The sequence below is a fragment of the Sphingomonas sp. Leaf231 genome (genome assembly GCF_001421995.1).
Taxonomy (GTDB): Bacteria; Pseudomonadota; Alphaproteobacteria; order Sphingomonadales; family Sphingomonadaceae; genus Sphingomonas.
Map to the genome: position 1 here is coordinate 514,688 of NZ_LMLS01000001.1, position 15,824 is coordinate 530,511.

At 68.7% G+C, this 15,824-nt stretch carries 14 protein-coding genes; 3 read left to right on the forward strand and 11 right to left on the reverse strand.

What is annotated here, in order from left to right:
- Positions 1-33: 33 nt before the first annotated feature.
- From ASE95_RS02535 to ASE95_RS02555, 5 genes are read right to left on the reverse strand one after another with little or no spacing between them, the layout of a single operon-like run.
- Positions 34-873: an HpcH/HpaI aldolase/citrate lyase family protein gene (locus tag ASE95_RS02535; protein WP_056633012.1), complete on the reverse strand. Its 840-nt coding sequence runs from the start codon at positions 871-873 to the stop codon at positions 34-36.
- Positions 870-1,322: a MaoC family dehydratase gene (locus ASE95_RS02540; RefSeq protein ID WP_056630997.1), complete on the reverse strand. Its 453-nt coding sequence runs from the start codon at positions 1,320-1,322 to the stop codon at positions 870-872. The genes ASE95_RS02535 and ASE95_RS02540 overlap by 4 nt, the downstream gene beginning before the upstream one ends.
- Positions 1,322-3,175 (reverse strand): acetyl/propionyl/methylcrotonyl-CoA carboxylase subunit alpha, encoded by a 1,854-nt coding sequence (locus ASE95_RS02545; RefSeq protein WP_056633015.1) that lies wholly within the window; start codon positions 3,173-3,175, stop codon positions 1,322-1,324. The genes ASE95_RS02540 and ASE95_RS02545 overlap by 1 nt, the downstream gene beginning before the upstream one ends.
- A 5-nt stretch (positions 3,176-3,180) precedes the next feature.
- Positions 3,181-4,776, reverse strand: a complete 1,596-nt coding sequence (locus ASE95_RS02550) for a carboxyl transferase domain-containing protein (protein ID WP_056631000.1) — start codon at positions 4,774-4,776, stop codon at positions 3,181-3,183.
- On the reverse strand, positions 4,773-5,939 hold the full coding sequence (locus tag ASE95_RS02555; protein ID WP_056631003.1) for an acyl-CoA dehydrogenase family protein: 1,167 nt from the start codon (positions 5,937-5,939) through the stop codon (positions 4,773-4,775). The genes ASE95_RS02550 and ASE95_RS02555 overlap by 4 nt, the downstream gene beginning before the upstream one ends.
- 93 nt (positions 5,940-6,032) lie before the next feature.
- Between ASE95_RS02555 and ASE95_RS02560 the strand changes: the two genes are divergently transcribed.
- A complete protein-coding gene (locus tag ASE95_RS02560) occupies positions 6,033-6,878 on the forward strand; it encodes a LysR family transcriptional regulator (protein WP_056631006.1) in 846 nt (281 codons plus the stop codon).
- Positions 6,879-6,903: 25 nt separating this feature from the next.
- Here the strand turns inward: ASE95_RS02560 and ASE95_RS02565 are convergent, their stop codons facing one another.
- The 5 genes from ASE95_RS02565 to ASE95_RS02585 all read right to left on the reverse strand — a co-directional run bounded on the left by ASE95_RS02565 (position 6,904) and on the right by ASE95_RS02585 (position 12,612).
- Positions 6,904-7,587 (reverse strand): alpha/beta fold hydrolase, encoded by a 684-nt coding sequence (locus ASE95_RS02565; protein ID WP_056631010.1) that lies wholly within the window; start codon positions 7,585-7,587, stop codon positions 6,904-6,906.
- Positions 7,584-8,621, reverse strand: a complete 1,038-nt coding sequence (locus tag ASE95_RS02570) for an AbrB family transcriptional regulator (protein ID WP_056633020.1) — start codon at positions 8,619-8,621, stop codon at positions 7,584-7,586. The genes ASE95_RS02565 and ASE95_RS02570 overlap by 4 nt, the downstream gene beginning before the upstream one ends.
- Before the next feature lie 85 nt (positions 8,622-8,706).
- Positions 8,707-10,008 (reverse strand): CitMHS family transporter, encoded by a 1,302-nt coding sequence (locus ASE95_RS02575; protein ID WP_056631014.1) that lies wholly within the window; start codon positions 10,006-10,008, stop codon positions 8,707-8,709.
- Positions 10,009-10,066: 58 nt separating this feature from the next.
- Entirely contained in the window at positions 10,067-11,545 is a 1,479-nt protein-coding gene (locus tag ASE95_RS02580; RefSeq protein ID WP_056631017.1) for an OprO/OprP family phosphate-selective porin, read from the reverse strand.
- Complete coding sequence (locus tag ASE95_RS02585) at positions 11,542-12,612, reverse strand: ABC transporter substrate-binding protein (protein WP_056631019.1); 1,071 nt, start codon at positions 12,610-12,612, stop codon at positions 11,542-11,544. The genes ASE95_RS02580 and ASE95_RS02585 overlap by 4 nt, the downstream gene beginning before the upstream one ends.
- Before the next feature lie 101 nt (positions 12,613-12,713).
- Between ASE95_RS02585 and ASE95_RS02590 the strand changes: the two genes are divergently transcribed.
- The gene (locus ASE95_RS02590; protein ID WP_056631023.1) at positions 12,714-13,379 is read left to right on the forward strand and encodes a response regulator; all 666 of its coding nucleotides are present in this window, start codon (positions 12,714-12,716) and stop codon (positions 13,377-13,379) included.
- A complete protein-coding gene (locus ASE95_RS02595) occupies positions 13,369-14,760 on the forward strand; it encodes a sensor histidine kinase (RefSeq protein WP_056631026.1) in 1,392 nt (463 codons plus the stop codon). The genes ASE95_RS02590 and ASE95_RS02595 overlap by 11 nt, the downstream gene beginning before the upstream one ends.
- 45 nt (positions 14,761-14,805) lie before the next feature.
- Here ASE95_RS02595 and ASE95_RS02600 read toward each other — a convergent pair whose 3' ends face one another.
- Positions 14,806-15,750: a glycoside hydrolase family 43 protein gene (locus ASE95_RS02600; protein WP_056631030.1), complete on the reverse strand. Its 945-nt coding sequence runs from the start codon at positions 15,748-15,750 to the stop codon at positions 14,806-14,808.
- Positions 15,751-15,824 lie beyond the last annotated feature (74 nt).

Below are 15,824 nucleotides of genomic sequence, written 5' to 3' on the forward strand. Positions count from 1 at the left end.
GCGGGAAACGCGTGCGGAGTTCCGGCGACGCGGTCAGCCCCGTGCGAGCAGCCGGCGTGCCTGCGTCAGGTGCGGCGCATCGATCATCCGGCCATCCAGTTGCAGCGCACCCGCCCCCGGTGCCGCTGCGAAGGCGGCGACGATGCGGCGGGCATGTTCGACCTGTTCGGCGGTGGGGGTGAAGGCCGCGTTGATCGTCGCGACCTGCCCCGGATGGATCGCCATCATGCCGGTGAAACCGTCGCGCGCGGCACGACGAGCGAACGCGTCCAGCCCGTCGAGGTCGCGGAAGGCGGGATAGACGGTCTCGATCGCCGCCATGTCGGCGGCATGCGCGCCGAACAGCGTCAGTGCCCGCGCCATCTCATACGGTGCCGTGAAGCGGCCATCGTCTTCCCGGGCGGCGGCGGCTCCGATCGCGGCTGGCAGATCCTCCGCCCCCCAGGTGAGGCCGGCGAGCGCGACGCCGCAGCCGGCGTAGCTGCCAAGCTGGAAAATCGCGGCCGGGGTTTCGGTCGCGATCGGCAGGATCGGCGCATCGATCCGCGCGGCGGTGAGGCGCGCCGCCAGATCGCGGACGCTCGCCCCGCCCTCCGCCTTGGGCAGCACGATCGCGTCGGGCGACAGGCCGTGCAAGGCGGCAAGATCCTGATCGCAGAGGACGGAGCCGAGCGGGTTGATGCGTACCAGCAGCGACACTTCGCCACGCGGTGCCGCCAGCAGGTCCGCGATCGCCGCACGCGCGGCAGGCTTGCCGGACGGAGCGACGGCATCCTCCAGATCGAGGATCAGCGCATCGGCCCCGCTTTCCGCGGCCTTTGCGAAGCGGTCCGGCCGGTCGCCGGGAACGAACAGCAGCGAGCGCCACGTCATGCCGTCTTGCGCCGCAGCAACGCGGTGCGCAGGCATTGGCAGACGATCTCGTCGCGCTGATTGACCAGCCGGTGCGCGAAGGTGACGATTCCGGCCTCCGGGCGCGAACGGCTGTCCTTCAGTTCGTGCACCTCGGTTTCGGCGCGCAGCGTATCGCCGATGAACACCGGCCTGGGCATGACGAGCTTGTCGTAACCGAGGTTGGCGACCAGCGTGCCGAGCGTGGTGTCGCCGACCGACAGCCCGATCATCAGCGCGAAGGTGAAAGTGCCGTTGACGATGATCTGCCCGAACTCGCTGGCGCGCGCCGCCTCCGCATCGAGGTGCAGCGGCTGCGGGTTGTGGGTCATCGTCGAGAACAGCAGGTTATCGGTTTCGGTCACGGTGCGGCGAATGTCGTGGACGATACGATCGCCGACCTGCCATTCTTCATAGTGGCGTCCGGCCATCATTCTTCTCCAGCAACGATCCGCGCGAGCACCATGCCCTCGGTCACCTGCGCGCCCTCGACGGCCTTCAGTTCGGCGACGATGCCGTCGAAGGGTGCGACGAGCGCCTGTTCCATCTTCATCGCTTCCAGAACCAGCAACCGTTCGCCGCGCGCGACCTTCTGACCGGCGACGACCGCCACAGCGATGACGCGGCCGGGCATCGGGGCGAGCAACGCGCCATCGGCTTCGCTGGCACCGCCGATATGGTCGGCGCGGCGCGGGCCGAACGGCCATGCCTCACCAGCGGTGTAGAGGATGCCGTCCACGATCTCGGCATCGTCGAGCGTCGCCGGGGCAGCGACATAGGGGTTGCCGGCGACCTCCACCGCGATCTGCGGCGCGGACGGGGCATTGATGCGGAAGCCGCGCAGCGCGCGCCATGGATCGTCGGTGACCGCCGGCACGATCGCCGCTGCCGCCGCGGCGACGATCGCCGCCGATGGCTCCCCTGGCGGGACGAGCGTGTCGAGGTGGCGCGCGATGAAGCCGGTATCGACGCGCCCGGCGACGAAGTCGGGATGCGCGGCGGCGCGGGCCAGGAATGCGGCGTTGGTGCGCACCGGCCACACCTGCGTTCCCGCCGCCGCCGCCGCCAGCCGCTGCGCGGCCTGAGCCCGCGTAGCGGCATGGACGATCAACTTGGCGATCATCGGGTCGTAATAAGGCGTGACCGCCCCGCCCTCCTCGACACCGCTATCGACGCGGACGCCGGCCGGGAAATGCAGCCGGTCGAGCGGCCCGGTCGACGGAAGGAAACCGGTCGACGGGTTTTCCGCATAAAGCCGCGCTTCCATGGCCCAGCCGGTGATCGACAGTTCTTCCTGTCGCCGGGGCAGCGGTTCGCCGGAGGCGACGCGCAATTGCCATTCGACGAGGTCGATGCCGGTGATCGCCTCGGTCACAGGATGTTCGACCTGCAGCCGGGTGTTCATCTCCATGAACCAGATGCGATCGGCGCGCAGCCCCGCGGATGCATCGGCGATGAACTCGATCGTGCCCGCCCCGACGTAATCGACCGCCTGCGCGGCGCGCACCGCGGCCTCGCACACCGCAGCACGCGTGGCGTCGTCCATGCCGGGCGCCGGCGCTTCCTCGATCACTTTCTGGTGGCGGCGCTGGAGCGAACAATCACGCTCGAACAAGTGGACCACCTGCCCATGCGCATCGCCGAACACCTGCACTTCGATGTGCCGCGGCGAGAGGATGTACTTTTCGATGAGAACCCGGTCGTCGCCGAAGGAGGCCGCCGCCTCGCGCTGGCAGCTTGCCAGCGCCTCGGCGAAGTCGGCGGCGGCGTCGACCTGCCGCATTCCCTTGCCGCCGCCACCGGCGACCGCCTTGATCAGCACCGGATAGCCGATCGCATCCGCCTCGGCGCGCAGGCGATCGGGCGACTGATCCCCGCCGAGATAACCGGGGGTGACGGGAACGCCGGCGGCGATCATCCGCGCCTTGGCGGCGTCCTTCAGGCCCATCGCGCGAATACTGGCGGGCGGTGCGCCGACCCAGATCAGCCCGGCGGCGACGACCGCCTCCGCAAAGGCCGCGTTTTCGGACAGGAAGCCGTAGCCCGGATGGATTGCCTGTGCCCCCGTCGCCCGCGCGGCATCGAGCAGGCGATCCTGCCGCAGATAACTGTCGGCGGCGGCGGCGGTGCCGATGCACACCGCCTCGTCCGCATCGCGCACGAACGGCATCGTCGCATCGACGTCGGAATGGACCGCGATCGTGCGAATACCGAGCGACCGTGCGGTGCGGATGATGCGGCGTGCGATTTCACCGCGGTTGGCGATCAATAGGCTGTCGATCATCACGGTCACATCCGGAACAGGCCGAACTGCGCACGCTCCGGCACGGGCGCGTTCAGCGTGGCGGCAAAGGCGAGGCCGAGGACATCGCGGGTCTGCGCCGGATCGATGATCCCGTCGTCCCACAATCGCGCGGTCGCGTAGTAAGGATTGCCCTCGTCCTCGTATTTCTGGCGGATCGGCGCCTTGAAGCGTTCGGCATCCTTCGGCGTCCAGGTCTCGGCATCGCGATGAACCGTCGCCAGCACGCTCGCCGCCTGTTCCCCGCCCATCACCGATATGCGCGCGTTCGGCCAGCTGAACAGAAAGCGGGGACTATAGGCGCGGCCGCACATCCCGTAATTGCCCGCCCCGAAGCTGCCGCCGATCAGGACGGTGATCTTCGGCACCGATGCGGTGGCGACGGCGGTGACCAGCTTCGCGCCGTTCTTGGCGATCCCCTCCGCCTCATATTTACCGCCGACCATGAAGCCGGAGATGTTCTGGAGGAACAGCAAGGGAATGCGCCGCTGACACGCCAATTCGATGAAGTGCGCGCCCTTCAGGGCGGACTCGCTGAACAGCACGCCGTTGTTGGCCAGGATCGCGACCGGCATACCCCAGATATGCGCGAAGCCGCAGACCAGCGTGGTGCCGTACAGCGCCTTGAACTCGTGGAAGTCGGAGCCGTCGACGATCCGGCCGATCACCTCGCGCACGTCATAGGGCGCGCGCACGTCCTGCGGCACGGCCCCGTACAGATCCCGCGGATCGAGCAGCGGCGGGCGCGGGGCGGCGAGCGCAACGTCGGGAGCCTTCGGCCGGCCGAACGTGGCGACGATATCGCGGACGATCAGCAACGCATGCTCATCGTTCTCCGCGACATGATCGACCACGCCGGAGCGTCGCGCGTGGGTGTCCGCGCCGCCCAGTTCCTCGGCGGAGATGACTTCACCGGTGGCCGCCTTCACCAGCGGCGGACCGGCGAGAAAGATCGTGCCCTGATTGCGGACGATCACACTTTCATCGGACATGGCGGGCACATAGGCGCCGCCCGCGGTGCAGCTGCCCATGACGCAGGCGATCTGGGCGATCCCCTCCGCCGACATCTGCGCCTGATTGTAGAAGATCCGGCCGAAATGCTCGCGGTCGGGAAACACCTCCGCCTGATGCGGCAGGTTCGCGCCGCCGCTATCGACCAGATACAGGCACGGCAGGCGGTTCTCGCGCGCGATCTCCTGTGCGCGCAGATGCTTCTTCACCGTCATCGGGAAGTATGCGCCGCCCTTCACTGTCGGATCGTTGGCAACGATCATGCACTCGCGCCCGGACACCCGGCCGACGCCCGCGATCATCCCCGCGCCCGGCGCGCCGTCGTCGTACATGCCGTTCGCCGCCAGTGCACCGATCTCCAGGAAAGGCGCGGCGGGGTCGAGCAGGCGGTCGACCCGGTCGCGCGGCAACAACTTGCCCCGCGCGACATGACGGGCGCGGTGCTGTTCCGACCCGCCGAGCGCGGTGTGCGCGCTACGGTCGCGCAACGCATCCGCAAGCGCGCGGTTGTGCGCGGCGTTGGCGGCGAAGGAGGCGGCGCCGGTATCGACCAGCGAGCGCAACACCGTCATTGCGCGCGCGGCGCATCATGGCCGATCAGCTCGCGCCCGATCAGCATGCGCCGCACCTCGTTGGTGCCCGCCCCGATGTCCAGCAACTTGGCATCGCGCCAGTAACGCTCGACCGGCCAGTCCTTCGTATAGCCGGCGCCGCCCAGCGCCTGGATCGCCTCGCCCGCCACCTTCACCGCGCTTTCGGAGGCGAGCAGGATGCAGCCCGCCGCGTCGAAGCGCGTCGTGCGCCCGGCATCGCACGCCCTGGCGACGGCATAGACATACGCGCGCGCGGCGTTGAGCGCGACGTGCATGTCGGCCACCTTCGCCTGCATCAGCTGGAATTCGCCGATCGGGCGGCCGAACTGCCGGCGTTCCCGCACATAAGGCAGCACGGTGTCGAGGCACGCCTGCATGATGCCGAGCTGGATGCCGGACAGCACCACCCGCTCGTAATCCAGCCCGGACATCAACACCTTCACTCCGCCGTTCAGCGGGCCCATGACCTGCGCGTCGGCGACGAAGCAATCGTCGAACACCAACTCTGCGGTGGGAGAGCCGCGCATGCCGAGCTTGTCGATCTTCTGCCCGATCGAGAAGCCCGCGAAATCCTTTTCGATCAGGAAGGCGGTGATCCCGCGCGAACCGGCGTCCATGTCGGTCTTGGCATAGACGACCAACGTATCGGCATAGGCCGCATTGGTGATCCAGAACTTGGTGCCGTTCAGTTGCCATCCACCATCGACCTTCGTCGCGCGCAGCTTCATCGAGACGACATCGGAGCCCGCCCCCGCCTCCGACATCGCAAGGCTGCCGACATGTTCGCCGGAGATCAACGCGGGCAGGTACTTCGCCTTCTGCGCCGCATCGCCCCAGCGGCGGATCTGGTTCACGCACAGGTTGGAGTGCGCGCCGTAGCTGAGCCCGATCGCGGCGGAAGCGCGGCTCACCTCCTCGCACGCGACGACATGTTCGAGATAGCCTAGGCCAAGCCCGCCGTCCGCTTCGTCGACGGTGATGCCGTGGAGGCCGAGCGCGCCCATTTCCGGCCACAACTCGCGCGCGAAGCGATCCTCGGCATCCACTGCCGCCGCGATCGGCGCGATCCGCTCGCTCGCGAAGCGCCGCACCGTGTCGCGGATCGTGTCCGCCATTTCGCCCAGACCGAAATCGAGGTCCATCGCTCTCTCCTGACTTATCGTTGACGACATCCTAGACCGCGCGAACGGCCGGGCAAAATTGAAACCGACGCATGTTCGGCATAGATGCGGTCTATGATCGACCGCTATCACCTGCGCTATTTCCTGGCGGTGATCGACGCCGGGAATTTCTCCCGCGCGGCGGCCGCGTGCAACGTGTCGCAGCCGACGCTGTCGGTCGGGATCGCGCGGCTTGAGGCATCGCTGGGCCGAACCTTGTTCAACCGCACCAATCGCCGGGTGGCGCTGACCGATGCCGGGGCCGGGTTGCTGGCACACGCGCGCGCGATCGAGGCGGGGTTCGCCGCGGCCGAACGCGACGTGGCGGGGGCGGGCGCGGCACCGCTGCTGCGGCTGGGCGTGTTGACGACCATACCGCATGCGTGGATCGAACGCTGGCTGGCGGCGCGGACGGGTGACCGGGTCGAGATCGTCGAGGGGAACGAGCGCGATCTGCGCGCCCGGCTGGCACGCGGCCGGATCGACGTGGCGTTGACGATCCTGCGTGAGGGCGACGATCGTGGCGCGGGGCAGCATTTGCTGACCGAGGGGTATTCACTGGCGATCGGAGCGTCGCACCCGCTTGCGGACCGCGCGGTGCTGCGCGCCGAAGAGGTGGCGCACGAGGCGATGATCGTCCGCCGGCATTGCGAGATGCTGTCGGAGACCAGCCGCTTCTTCACCGCGCGCGGGGTGCGACCGTTCTTCACCGCGCGGACGACCAGCGACGACAGTGCGCTGTCGCATGTGCGCGCGCGGCTGGGCATCACGGTGATGCCCGACGGGTTTCACGCGGCGGGCGTGATGCGCGTGCCGCTGGAGGATTTCGACGCGACGCGGGACATCGGGCTGGTGTTCGCCAGCCATATGCCGCCCGACCCGCTATTGCTTGTCGCATTCCGCGAACGGTTGGCGGGGTGACGCGGCTCGTCTCCGCCGAGGGTGGTCAGGAAAGCGCGTTCGCCGATGGCGACGCTTCGCGCAACCAGTCGCGCAGCAGCATCGTCACTTCCCCCGGTCGCTCCATCGGCGCGAGGTGTCCGCAATGGCGCAGCTCGTGGAAGCGCGCGCCCGCGATGCGGCCCGCCAGTTCGCGTGCGTCCTCCGGCAGGCAGATGCGATCGCGGTCGCCCACCGCCACGAGCGTCGGCACGCGCACCGCCGCGATCGCCGGATCGATGTCGGGGCGGGCCAGCAACGCACGCTGCTGGCGTTCGAACACGTCGGCGCCGACGCGTTCGGCCATGGCCTGCACCGGGCCGCTGATGATCGAGGTCAACATCGGATCGGCATGCGGCGCGGTGGCGAGCAGGCCCTGTTCCACCACCGTGCGCGCGCGCATCCGCATCGTCGCGCGGGTGCCGAACAGCGCGATGCGGTCGACCCGTTCCGGGGCCTGCCGGATCATCTCCAGCGCGACATAGCCGCCGAGGCTGACGCCAGCGACCGCAAAGCGCGGCGGCGCATGGGCCAGCACGCGCGCCGCCATAGCGGCCAGCGTGTCGTCGACGGTCAGGTCACCCAGTTCAGGATGCGCCACGTCGCCCAGATCGACCACCTGTCGCGCCCACAATTGTCCGTCGCATCCCATGGCGGGCAACAGGACCAGCGGCATCGGCTTGCGGATCATGACGGTATCTCCTGAATGGACGGACGAAAGGCGAGTGGCGCGACGATCAGGACCATGACGACGCGGGCGAGATGGTGGATGATGACGACGCCGGGTTCGAGCGCGAGGCTGATCGCCACCATGCTCATTTCCGCAAGGCCGCCCGGCGAATAGGCCAGCGCCAGCAGCGCCGGGTCGAGGCCGGTCGCTGTCCCGAGGACGATGGCGAACGCGAAGGTCAGCGTGAGCAGGATCAGCGTCGATCCCGCCGCCAGCGCGAGGATGCGGGCGAACGCGCGCAAGGACAGCCCGCCGAACCTGCACCCGATCGTCGCGCCCAGCCCGACCTGCGCGGCCGCGAGCAGCCACGCGGGGACGCGAAAGTCGGTGATCCCGGTCGCATGCAGCGCCGCACTGACGGCCAATGGACCCATCAGATGCCATGCTGGCAGCCGCAGTGCGCGACCGATCAGCAGACCCGCCGTCATGCTGCCGCCGCCCCATAGCAGCAAAGCAGGGTCCGGCCAGCTCGACGCGACCGTCACCGGCGACGCGGGGATCGCGGCGGGTGCGTGGACGTGACGGATCACGAACGGCAGTACGAAGACGACGAGGAAGATACGCGCGGCGTGGATCAGGCCGACGGTGCGTTCGTCGGCACCGCGCTCGCCACCGATCAGCACCATTTCCGCGATGCCGCCCGGCATGCCGGCGAAGTACGCGGTCGCCGGATCGAAGCCGGCCACGCGTCGGAACCACGCCACGCAGAGCAGCGCCGAGATGGCGAGGAACACGGGCAACAGCATGAGCGGCAGCCACCATTCGCGCGCCAGCCCGAGCAAGCCGGGGTGGAAGGAACAGCCGAGCACCACGCCGATCACCGCCGCCATGGGTCGCCGGGTCGCCGCACCCGCGGCCACCGGCAATCGTGCGATGCTGGCGAGCGCGCAGGCGGCCATCGATCCCAGCACCCAGGGCAGCGGCGCGGCCATCGCCGCGAACAACGCGCCGCCCGCCGCGCCCACCACGATCGCGGCGACGAACCGTGCGACGATCCGCGTTGTATCGCCGCCCCGGCTCAGCCCCGCGTGCGGCGGGTCGGCGTCGCCCACCCTGCCCCGATCGTTCGCCCCCATCCGGTCAGCCGACGAACGGGAAGGCGAGGACCAGCATGCCGACGAGCGTCATCACGACGCACACCAGCGTGGCCGGGATCAGCGTGAAGCGCTGGTGATCGGCCAGATCGACCCCGGCCAGACTGACCAGCAGATAGGTCGACGGCACCAGCGGGCTGAGCAGGTGGACCGGTTGTCCCATCAGCGATGCGCGCGCGATCGCCATCGGCTCCACCCCGTAATGCGTGCCCGCCTCCGCCAGGATCGGCAGCATTCCGAAGTAGAAAGCGTCGTTGGAGATGAAGAAGGTGAACGGCAGGCTGAGCAGCGCGGTGATCGGCGCCATATAGGGGCCCAGTGCCGGCGGGATGAAGCCGACGACCTCCTTGCTCATCGCCTCCACCATGCCGGTGCCGGACAGGATGCCGGTGAAGATGCCCGCCGCGAAGATCAGCGACACGACCGACAGGACGTTGCCGGCATGCGCCGCGATCCGCTCCTTCTGCTCGGCGACCTGCGGATAGTTGACGATCATCGCCACCGCGAACGCCAGCATCATCAGCACCGACAGCGGCAGGATGCCCGATACCAGCCCGGCGAGCAGCACGACCGTCAACGCGCCGTTGAACCAGCGCAGGTGCGGACGGCGCGCTTCCGGGAATTGCGACACCGCCATGCCGCTGAACGCGGTTGGCTCGTTGGCCTTCACATGCCCGATCCGCTGACGCTCCTTGCGGCCGAAGAAGATCGCCAGCCCGACCAGAAAGGCCAGCCCGGCGATCATGCCGGGGATCAGCGGCAGGAACAGCGTGGCCGGATCGAGCTTCAGCGCGCTTGCCGCGCGGGCGGTCGGCCCGCCCCACGGCGTCAGGTTCATGATGCCGCTGGTCGTCATCAATAGGCAGCACAGGTACAGCCGGTTCATGTCGTACCGCTTGTACAGCGGCAGCAGCGCGGCGATCGTGATGATGTAGGTCGTCGATCCGTCCCCATCCAGGCTGACCATCGCGCACAGGGCGACCGTGCCGATCAGGATTTTCAGCGGATCGCCGTGGACGAGCCGCAGCAGCCGGTTGACCAGCGGGTCGAACAGGCCGGTATCGGTCATGATCGAGAAGAACAGGATCGCGAACAGCAGCATGACCCCGGTCGGCGCGAGGTTCTTGATGCCGTCGATCATCATGTCGCCGACCCCGGCGGCAAAGCCGGCGATCAACGCGAAGATCGTCGGCACGACGATCAGCGCGACCAGCGGCGTCATCCGCTTGGTCATGATCAACGTCATGAAGGTGGCGACCATCAGGAAGCCGTACAAAGCGAGACTCATGCGGGTCGTCCTTGGTTGAAGGCGAAGTTCGATGCGGTGGCGGTCGCGTGGCCGATCATCAGAAGGTTACCGCGACACGCGCGCTGACGGTCTCGCCGTCGTCCGGGCCGATATAGGTGCCGGTGCGATTGTCGGTGTTCCAGTGAATCGCATTCACCTGGATGCGGGTGAAGCTGTTCAGATACCAATTGGCGCCGATCGTCGCCGCCCACCCTTTGCCGCCGGTCAGCAGGTCGGTGTAATCGAGCCGCTCGTACCGGGATGTCAGTTCGATCGCGCCCGCGCCGCCCTCGAACAACTGGTTCAGCACCCGCGGCTGTCCGAAGCTGCCCAGTCGCGGATTGTACGGCGGCAGGTCGCCGGTCACGAACCAGCCGCCCGACAGGCTCCACGCCTTGCTGACGAAATCGGGCCGCCCGGCGTCGAGGCGGGCGTTGCGGCGTCCGGCCTCGGCCATCATCCAGACCGGACCGACGTACCCGCCGAGCTCCGCGCCATAGCCGGTGGTGCCGGTGCCGCCCGTCAATGGGCCGCTCGACACGCGCAGCGCGCCGTTGAAGCGGCCGCCGATCACCGTGTTGCGGGTCAGCGTGGTCGCGGCCGACGAAAGCGCTTCGTCGAAACCCCACAGGCCGAGGTGAAGGACGCCCCGCTCCGTCTTAATCGGGTTCCAGTGCACGCGGCCCAGCAACGTGCGGCTGTCGCTTACCGCCTGATTGCCGTCGACGCGGTCGCCGGTGACGGTCAGCGAGGCATGGCCGGTCTTCCAGAACAGACGCGGCATGATGCCGATGCCATAGAAGCCACGCTGCGGGATGATCGCGGTCGAGACGGTGCTGCGTTCCATGAACGGCGTCGAATCCGACCCGGTCGATCCTTCGAACGCACGATCGTTGAACAGATGTCCGGCGCGCACGTCATAGTCCAGGCCCTGACCGATCCGGTTCCGCCAGCCGATGAAGGCGGTGACGACGTCGACCTCGTTTTCGGAAAAGTCGCTTTCGAACTGGTAGAAGAAGTGCGTGCCTACCCCGCCTTCCAGCCCCAGCCGCAAGGCACGCATGCCGGTGGTGGTGATGTTGCGACCATCGTTCTTCGACCCGAAGCTGGAACTGACATCGGTCAGGATCCGGCCACGCGGCTTGAACGTGTAGACGCCGTCCGCCGAGTGGAACACCGGCAACCCCGCCCCCCATTCGGTCGTCACACCGGCGTCGTTCGCCTCACGCGCGCGGGCGACGTCGCGCTCCGCCGGGCCGGGTGGGACGAGTTGGGGCGCGAACGGAGCGGTGACCTGTGGCCTTCGCACCTGTTGCGCGACCTGCACCGCCACGGGCGGGACGATCGGGGGGGCCTCGACCGCCGCGACCGCGACCTGTGCGCCCTCCAGCCGGTCGAGCCGCGCCTTCAACGTGGCGATCTCGTCCGCCTGTGCGCGGACGAGCACGGCGAGATCCTCCTGACTGGGTGCCTGGGCAAGCGCGGGGGAGGCGAAGGCGAGCGCGACGATAGCGCAACCGGTACGCAGCAGGATCATTTCACGGAGGCTCCTTGAGCGAGCACCGCGTTCCATTCGGCCAGGAAACGGCGGCGTTTGATCGTATCGAGATTGACGAGCAGTTCCGGGCCGACGCGGATCGGCCGCGCGCGATCGGGCCCCAGTCGCGGCGCCGGAACGTCGCTGCGAACCGGCAGCAGCCATTGCCGTGCAAGCAAGGCCTGACCGGAGCGCGAAAGCAGGAAATCGAGGAACAGCCTGGCCGACGCGGGCCGCCGGGCGTCGCGGTTGATGAAGGCGACCCGGGACGCGACCAGCACGTAATCGCGCGGGAACACCACGCCGATCCGTGGATCGCGCCGCGCGCGGGTCAGGGCATAGGGGCCGACGACATTGTACGCGATCGCCGCCCGGCCGCTCGCCACCGCATCGAGCATCGGCCCGGTGGTGCGTGACAGCAGCGGGCGCGTCGCGGCGATCGCCTGCACCAGCGACGTCGTGTCGCGGGTAATCGCGTGATCGCCGGTCAGATAGAGGTAGCCGACATTGGAACGCGCCGGATCGTAGGTGGTCACGCGCCCGGTCAAGGCACCGCGCCGCTCGCCCAGCAGCCGTTCGAACGCCTCGTGCGTGCGCGGCACGCGCGCGCCGGACACCAGCCGCTTGTTATAGACGAACGCGACCGGTTCGGCGGTGACGCCGTAACCCATGTTCTTCCACACCGCGGTCGGCGGCAGCGCCGGCTTCTCCGGGCTTTGATAGCCCTGCGCATGGCCGTCGTTGATCAGCTTGGCCTGCAGGTCCATCGCCGACGACCACACGAGGTCGGCGGCCGGGCCATGCGTACGCGCTTCCGCCACCACGCGGCGATAGATCTCGCTCGATTCGAGTTCGCGGTACTGGACCGTGATGCCGGGATAGATGCGTCGGAATGCCGCGATGACCCCCGTCAACGCCGCGGCATCGGCATTGCCATAGACGCGCACGCCACGCTCGACCTTCGCCTCGGCCACCAGTGCATCGTAGGAACGTGGATAGCCGGCGGGGCGCTGCGCCGCGACGGGCGTGGCGGCGACGATCAGCAATAACGGCAATGTGCGGCGCATCGTTCAAGCTCCTCTCGCTTCCCGCCTCTGCGTTCGGGTAAGTCGTCAGGCATGGGCTACACGGACAAGCTGTCATCCACCTTTCACGGGCGCGCCCGGCGATGAGGATTCTGCTGGTCGAGGACGACGCCGCGCTGGCCCGCGGGATCGTCGCGCTGCTGCGCACCGCCGGCCATGCGATCGATCATGTCGCCAACGGTGCCGATGCGTTGATGGTAACGGCCGAGGATCTGTACGCGCTGGTGATCCTAGACGTCGGATTGCCCGACATCGACGGTTTCGCCGTGCTCCAGACGCTGCGGCGGCGCGGGCAGCGGGTGCCGGTGCTGATGCTGACCGCGCGCGATGCGCTGGACGACCGGGTTCGCGGCCTCGACCTTGGTGCCGACGACTATCTCCGCAAGCCGTTCGCGCCCGAGGAACTGGAAGCCCGCATCCGGGCGCTCGGGCGGCGGCGCGGCGGCGATCCGACGCCGGAACTGATGGTGGGATCGCTCGCGCTCAACCGCTCCACGGGCGAGGCGCGCGTCGGTGACCGGCTGCTCGACCTGCGCCGGCGCGAGTGGACCGTGCTGGACGCGCTGGCCACCCGCGCCGGCCAGATCGTCACGCGCGAGACGCTGCAGGCCGAGGTGTTCGGCTTCGACGAACCGGTCGGCCCCAATGCGATCGAGGTGAACATCACCCGGCTGCGCGGCAAGCTGGCCCCCGACGGGCCGGTGATCCGCACCGTGCGCGGCGTCGGCTATCTGCTCGATGCCGCCTGAGCCGCGCGCCCGTGCGCTGGCGCTGCGCACCCGCCTGCTGACTGCGATGCTGGTGCCGCTGCTGGCGATCGCGGTGCTGCTGGGGCTGGCGGGCGCGACGTTGATCGCCGACGTGGTCCGCCGCACCAACGATCGCGTGCTCGGCGGCGCGCTGGGTGCGATCGCCGAGACGGTGCAGGTGGAACGCGGCGAAGTGACGCTGGACCTCCCCGCCGCCGCATTCGGGATGCTGGAGAACAGCGAGCGCGACAACGTCTATTACCGGGTGGCGGTCGGCGATCGATTGCTCACAGGCTATGCCGACCTGCCCGCACCGGCCGGCGGAGCGCTGGCGATCGATACGCCACGCTTCCGTTTCGCCCGTTACCGGGACCAGAACATCCGCATCGCCGAGGTGCGTCGCGCGCTGCCGCGGATCACCGAGCCGGTGGTGGTCCAGGTCGCCGAGACGCTGGATGGCCGCGCTGCGCTGCAACGTCGCCTGATGATCGCGCTGCTGATCGGGGAGATCGTGCTGGTCGGCGTCGCGATCCTGATGATCCGCCCGGCGCTGGCGTGGAGCCTGCGACCGCTCGCCCGGTTGCGCGGTGCCGTCACGTCGCGGGACACACGCGCCACGCCCGACCTTTCCCCGCTGGAGACCGGCCCCCTTCCGGCCGAACTGCGGCCGCTGGCCGATGCGTTCGATCACCTGCTCGCGCGGCTGGACGCCGCCACGGCCGGGGTCAGGCGCTTCACCGCCGATGCCTCGCACCAGATGCGGACGCCGCTCGCCGTGCTGAAGGTGCAGGTTGCGCTGGCGCGGCGCGGCGAGCCACGCGCTCTGGGTGAGATCGCCGACGCCGCCGACCGGCTGGAACGATTGGTGACGCAGTTGCTCGCATTGGCCCGCGCCGAGGAGGCGGGCGCGTCGCCACCTCTTGAGCAGGTCGATCTGCGCGAAGTGCTCATCGCGGTTATCAGCCGCCGGATCGCCCAGGCGATTGATGCCGGGGTCGAGGTGCAGCTGGATGCGCCCGCGGACCACGTCGTCATTGCCGGGCACCGGACGCTGCTGTTCGAGATCGTGTCGAACCTGCTCGACAATGCGATACGCTATATCGGCGACGGCCAGATGGTGACGGTCAGCATAGAGCGTGATGCGCATGGCGTCACGATCGGCGTCGCGGACGACGGACCCGGACTGGCCGACGCCGATCTGGCGCATCTGGGCGAGCGGTTCGTGCGCCTTCAGAGCAGCGCCGGCCAGGAGGGCAGCGGACTGGGGCTGGCCATCGTCCGATCAGCGGCGCAGCGCCTTGGTGCGGCGATCACGTTCACCAACACCCGGCCGGGCTTTCGGGTCAGCCTGCGCTTCGCGGCGGCGGCGGCCGATGCTTGATCCGGCGCGCCATCGACGACGCAGGCCGGTCGGCCGCGTGGCGGATCATCCCGGTTCGGCGGCCAGCTTGTCCAGCAGGGAGCGTTCGGCGGCGATCATCGTGCCATGGTTCGCGCCAGCGGGAATCGTGATGCGATCCGACACGTCGCGCCATACCTTCCCATCGTTCGACGCGACCGCTCCCCAGCGCTTGTCCGTGTATCGGTCGAAGAAAACCCGCATCTCGCCATCGACGGCGATCGCGGTCGGCCCTTCGCTCCACGCGGGGGTGATGGGTTCGGAAAGCGGCCCGAAGCGCGGTGTCGGCGACAGCGTGGCGTCGCACCACTGGATCACCTTGCCCAACGGCTCCTTGCGCTCGTCCTTGACGAACATGATCGTGCGGCCGGCGTGCTTCAGGAAAGTGGCATCGATCACGCTGAAGCCGGGATCGTAGAATTTGGTCGTCGGCGCGAAGGTGCGGAAGTCGCGGGTGGTGGTGGCATACAGACGATGATCGCCCTCCTGTCCCGCCGGGCCGACGGTGCTCGCCCACACGATCAGGAAGCGGCGCGCCGTATCGTCCCACGTCAGTTCGGGTGCCCAGCTGTTGCGGGTGCCCGGAAACGCCGCCATCACCGGCACTGCCTGCTGCGCGGACCAATGGATCAGGTCGCGGGACGAAGCGTGACCGATCGTCACCCCGGTCCAGCTGGTCGTCCAGACCATGTGATAGAGCCCGGTCGCAGGATCACGCGCGATCGAGGGATCGCGCATCAGCTTGTTTTCGCCGACCTGCGGGACCAGCATCGGCGCTCCGCCCCGCACCGCACGAAAGTGCCAGCCGTCGTCGCTGATCGCCAGCCGCATCCCGGCGCCACCGTCGTCGGCATTGTGGAAATAGCTGAAGACGAACCCGCCCCTTCGCGGCGCCGCAGCGGCGGTGCCGATCAGGAACGGGGCGGCGAGTCCGGTCGCCAGCGTCGTGCAAAGGTCCCGCCGGTTCAGCATGCCTGATTCCGCCCCTGACGGCGCTTGCGCTGGTTCACGATCATCCCCTCGTCCGGTGTGTCGAAAAATGCCTG

Bases quoted from the DNA above. Each gene is read 5' to 3' on its own strand.
- ASE95_RS02535 (WP_056633012.1), bottom strand. From the start codon at position 873: ATGACGTGGCGCTCGCTGCTGTTCGTTCCCGGCGACCGGCCGGACCGC.
- ASE95_RS02540 (WP_056630997.1), bottom strand. From the start codon at position 1,322: ATGGCCGGACGCCACTATGAAGAATGGCAGGTCGGCGATCGTATCGTC.
- ASE95_RS02545 (WP_056633015.1), bottom strand. From the start codon at position 3,175: ATGATCGACAGCCTATTGATCGCCAACCGCGGTGAAATCGCACGCCGC.
- ASE95_RS02550 (WP_056631000.1), bottom strand. From the start codon at position 4,776: ATGACGGTGTTGCGCTCGCTGGTCGATACCGGCGCCGCCTCCTTCGCC.
- ASE95_RS02555 (WP_056631003.1), bottom strand. From the start codon at position 5,939: ATGGACCTCGATTTCGGTCTGGGCGAAATGGCGGACACGATCCGCGAC.
- ASE95_RS02560 (WP_056631006.1), top strand. From the start codon at position 6,033: ATGATCGACCGCTATCACCTGCGCTATTTCCTGGCGGTGATCGACGCC.
- ASE95_RS02565 (WP_056631010.1), bottom strand. From the start codon at position 7,587: ATGATCCGCAAGCCGATGCCGCTGGTCCTGTTGCCCGCCATGGGATGC.
- ASE95_RS02575 (WP_056631014.1), bottom strand. From the start codon at position 10,008: ATGAGTCTCGCTTTGTACGGCTTCCTGATGGTCGCCACCTTCATGACG.
- ASE95_RS02580 (WP_056631017.1), bottom strand. From the start codon at position 11,545: ATGATCCTGCTGCGTACCGGTTGCGCTATCGTCGCGCTCGCCTTCGCC.
- ASE95_RS02585 (WP_056631019.1), bottom strand. From the start codon at position 12,612: ATGCGCCGCACATTGCCGTTATTGCTGATCGTCGCCGCCACGCCCGTC.
- ASE95_RS02590 (WP_056631023.1), top strand. From the start codon at position 12,714: ATGAGGATTCTGCTGGTCGAGGACGACGCCGCGCTGGCCCGCGGGATC.
- ASE95_RS02595 (WP_056631026.1), top strand. From the start codon at position 13,369: ATGCCGCCTGAGCCGCGCGCCCGTGCGCTGGCGCTGCGCACCCGCCTG.
- ASE95_RS02600 (WP_056631030.1), bottom strand. From the start codon at position 15,750: ATGCTGAACCGGCGGGACCTTTGCACGACGCTGGCGACCGGACTCGCC.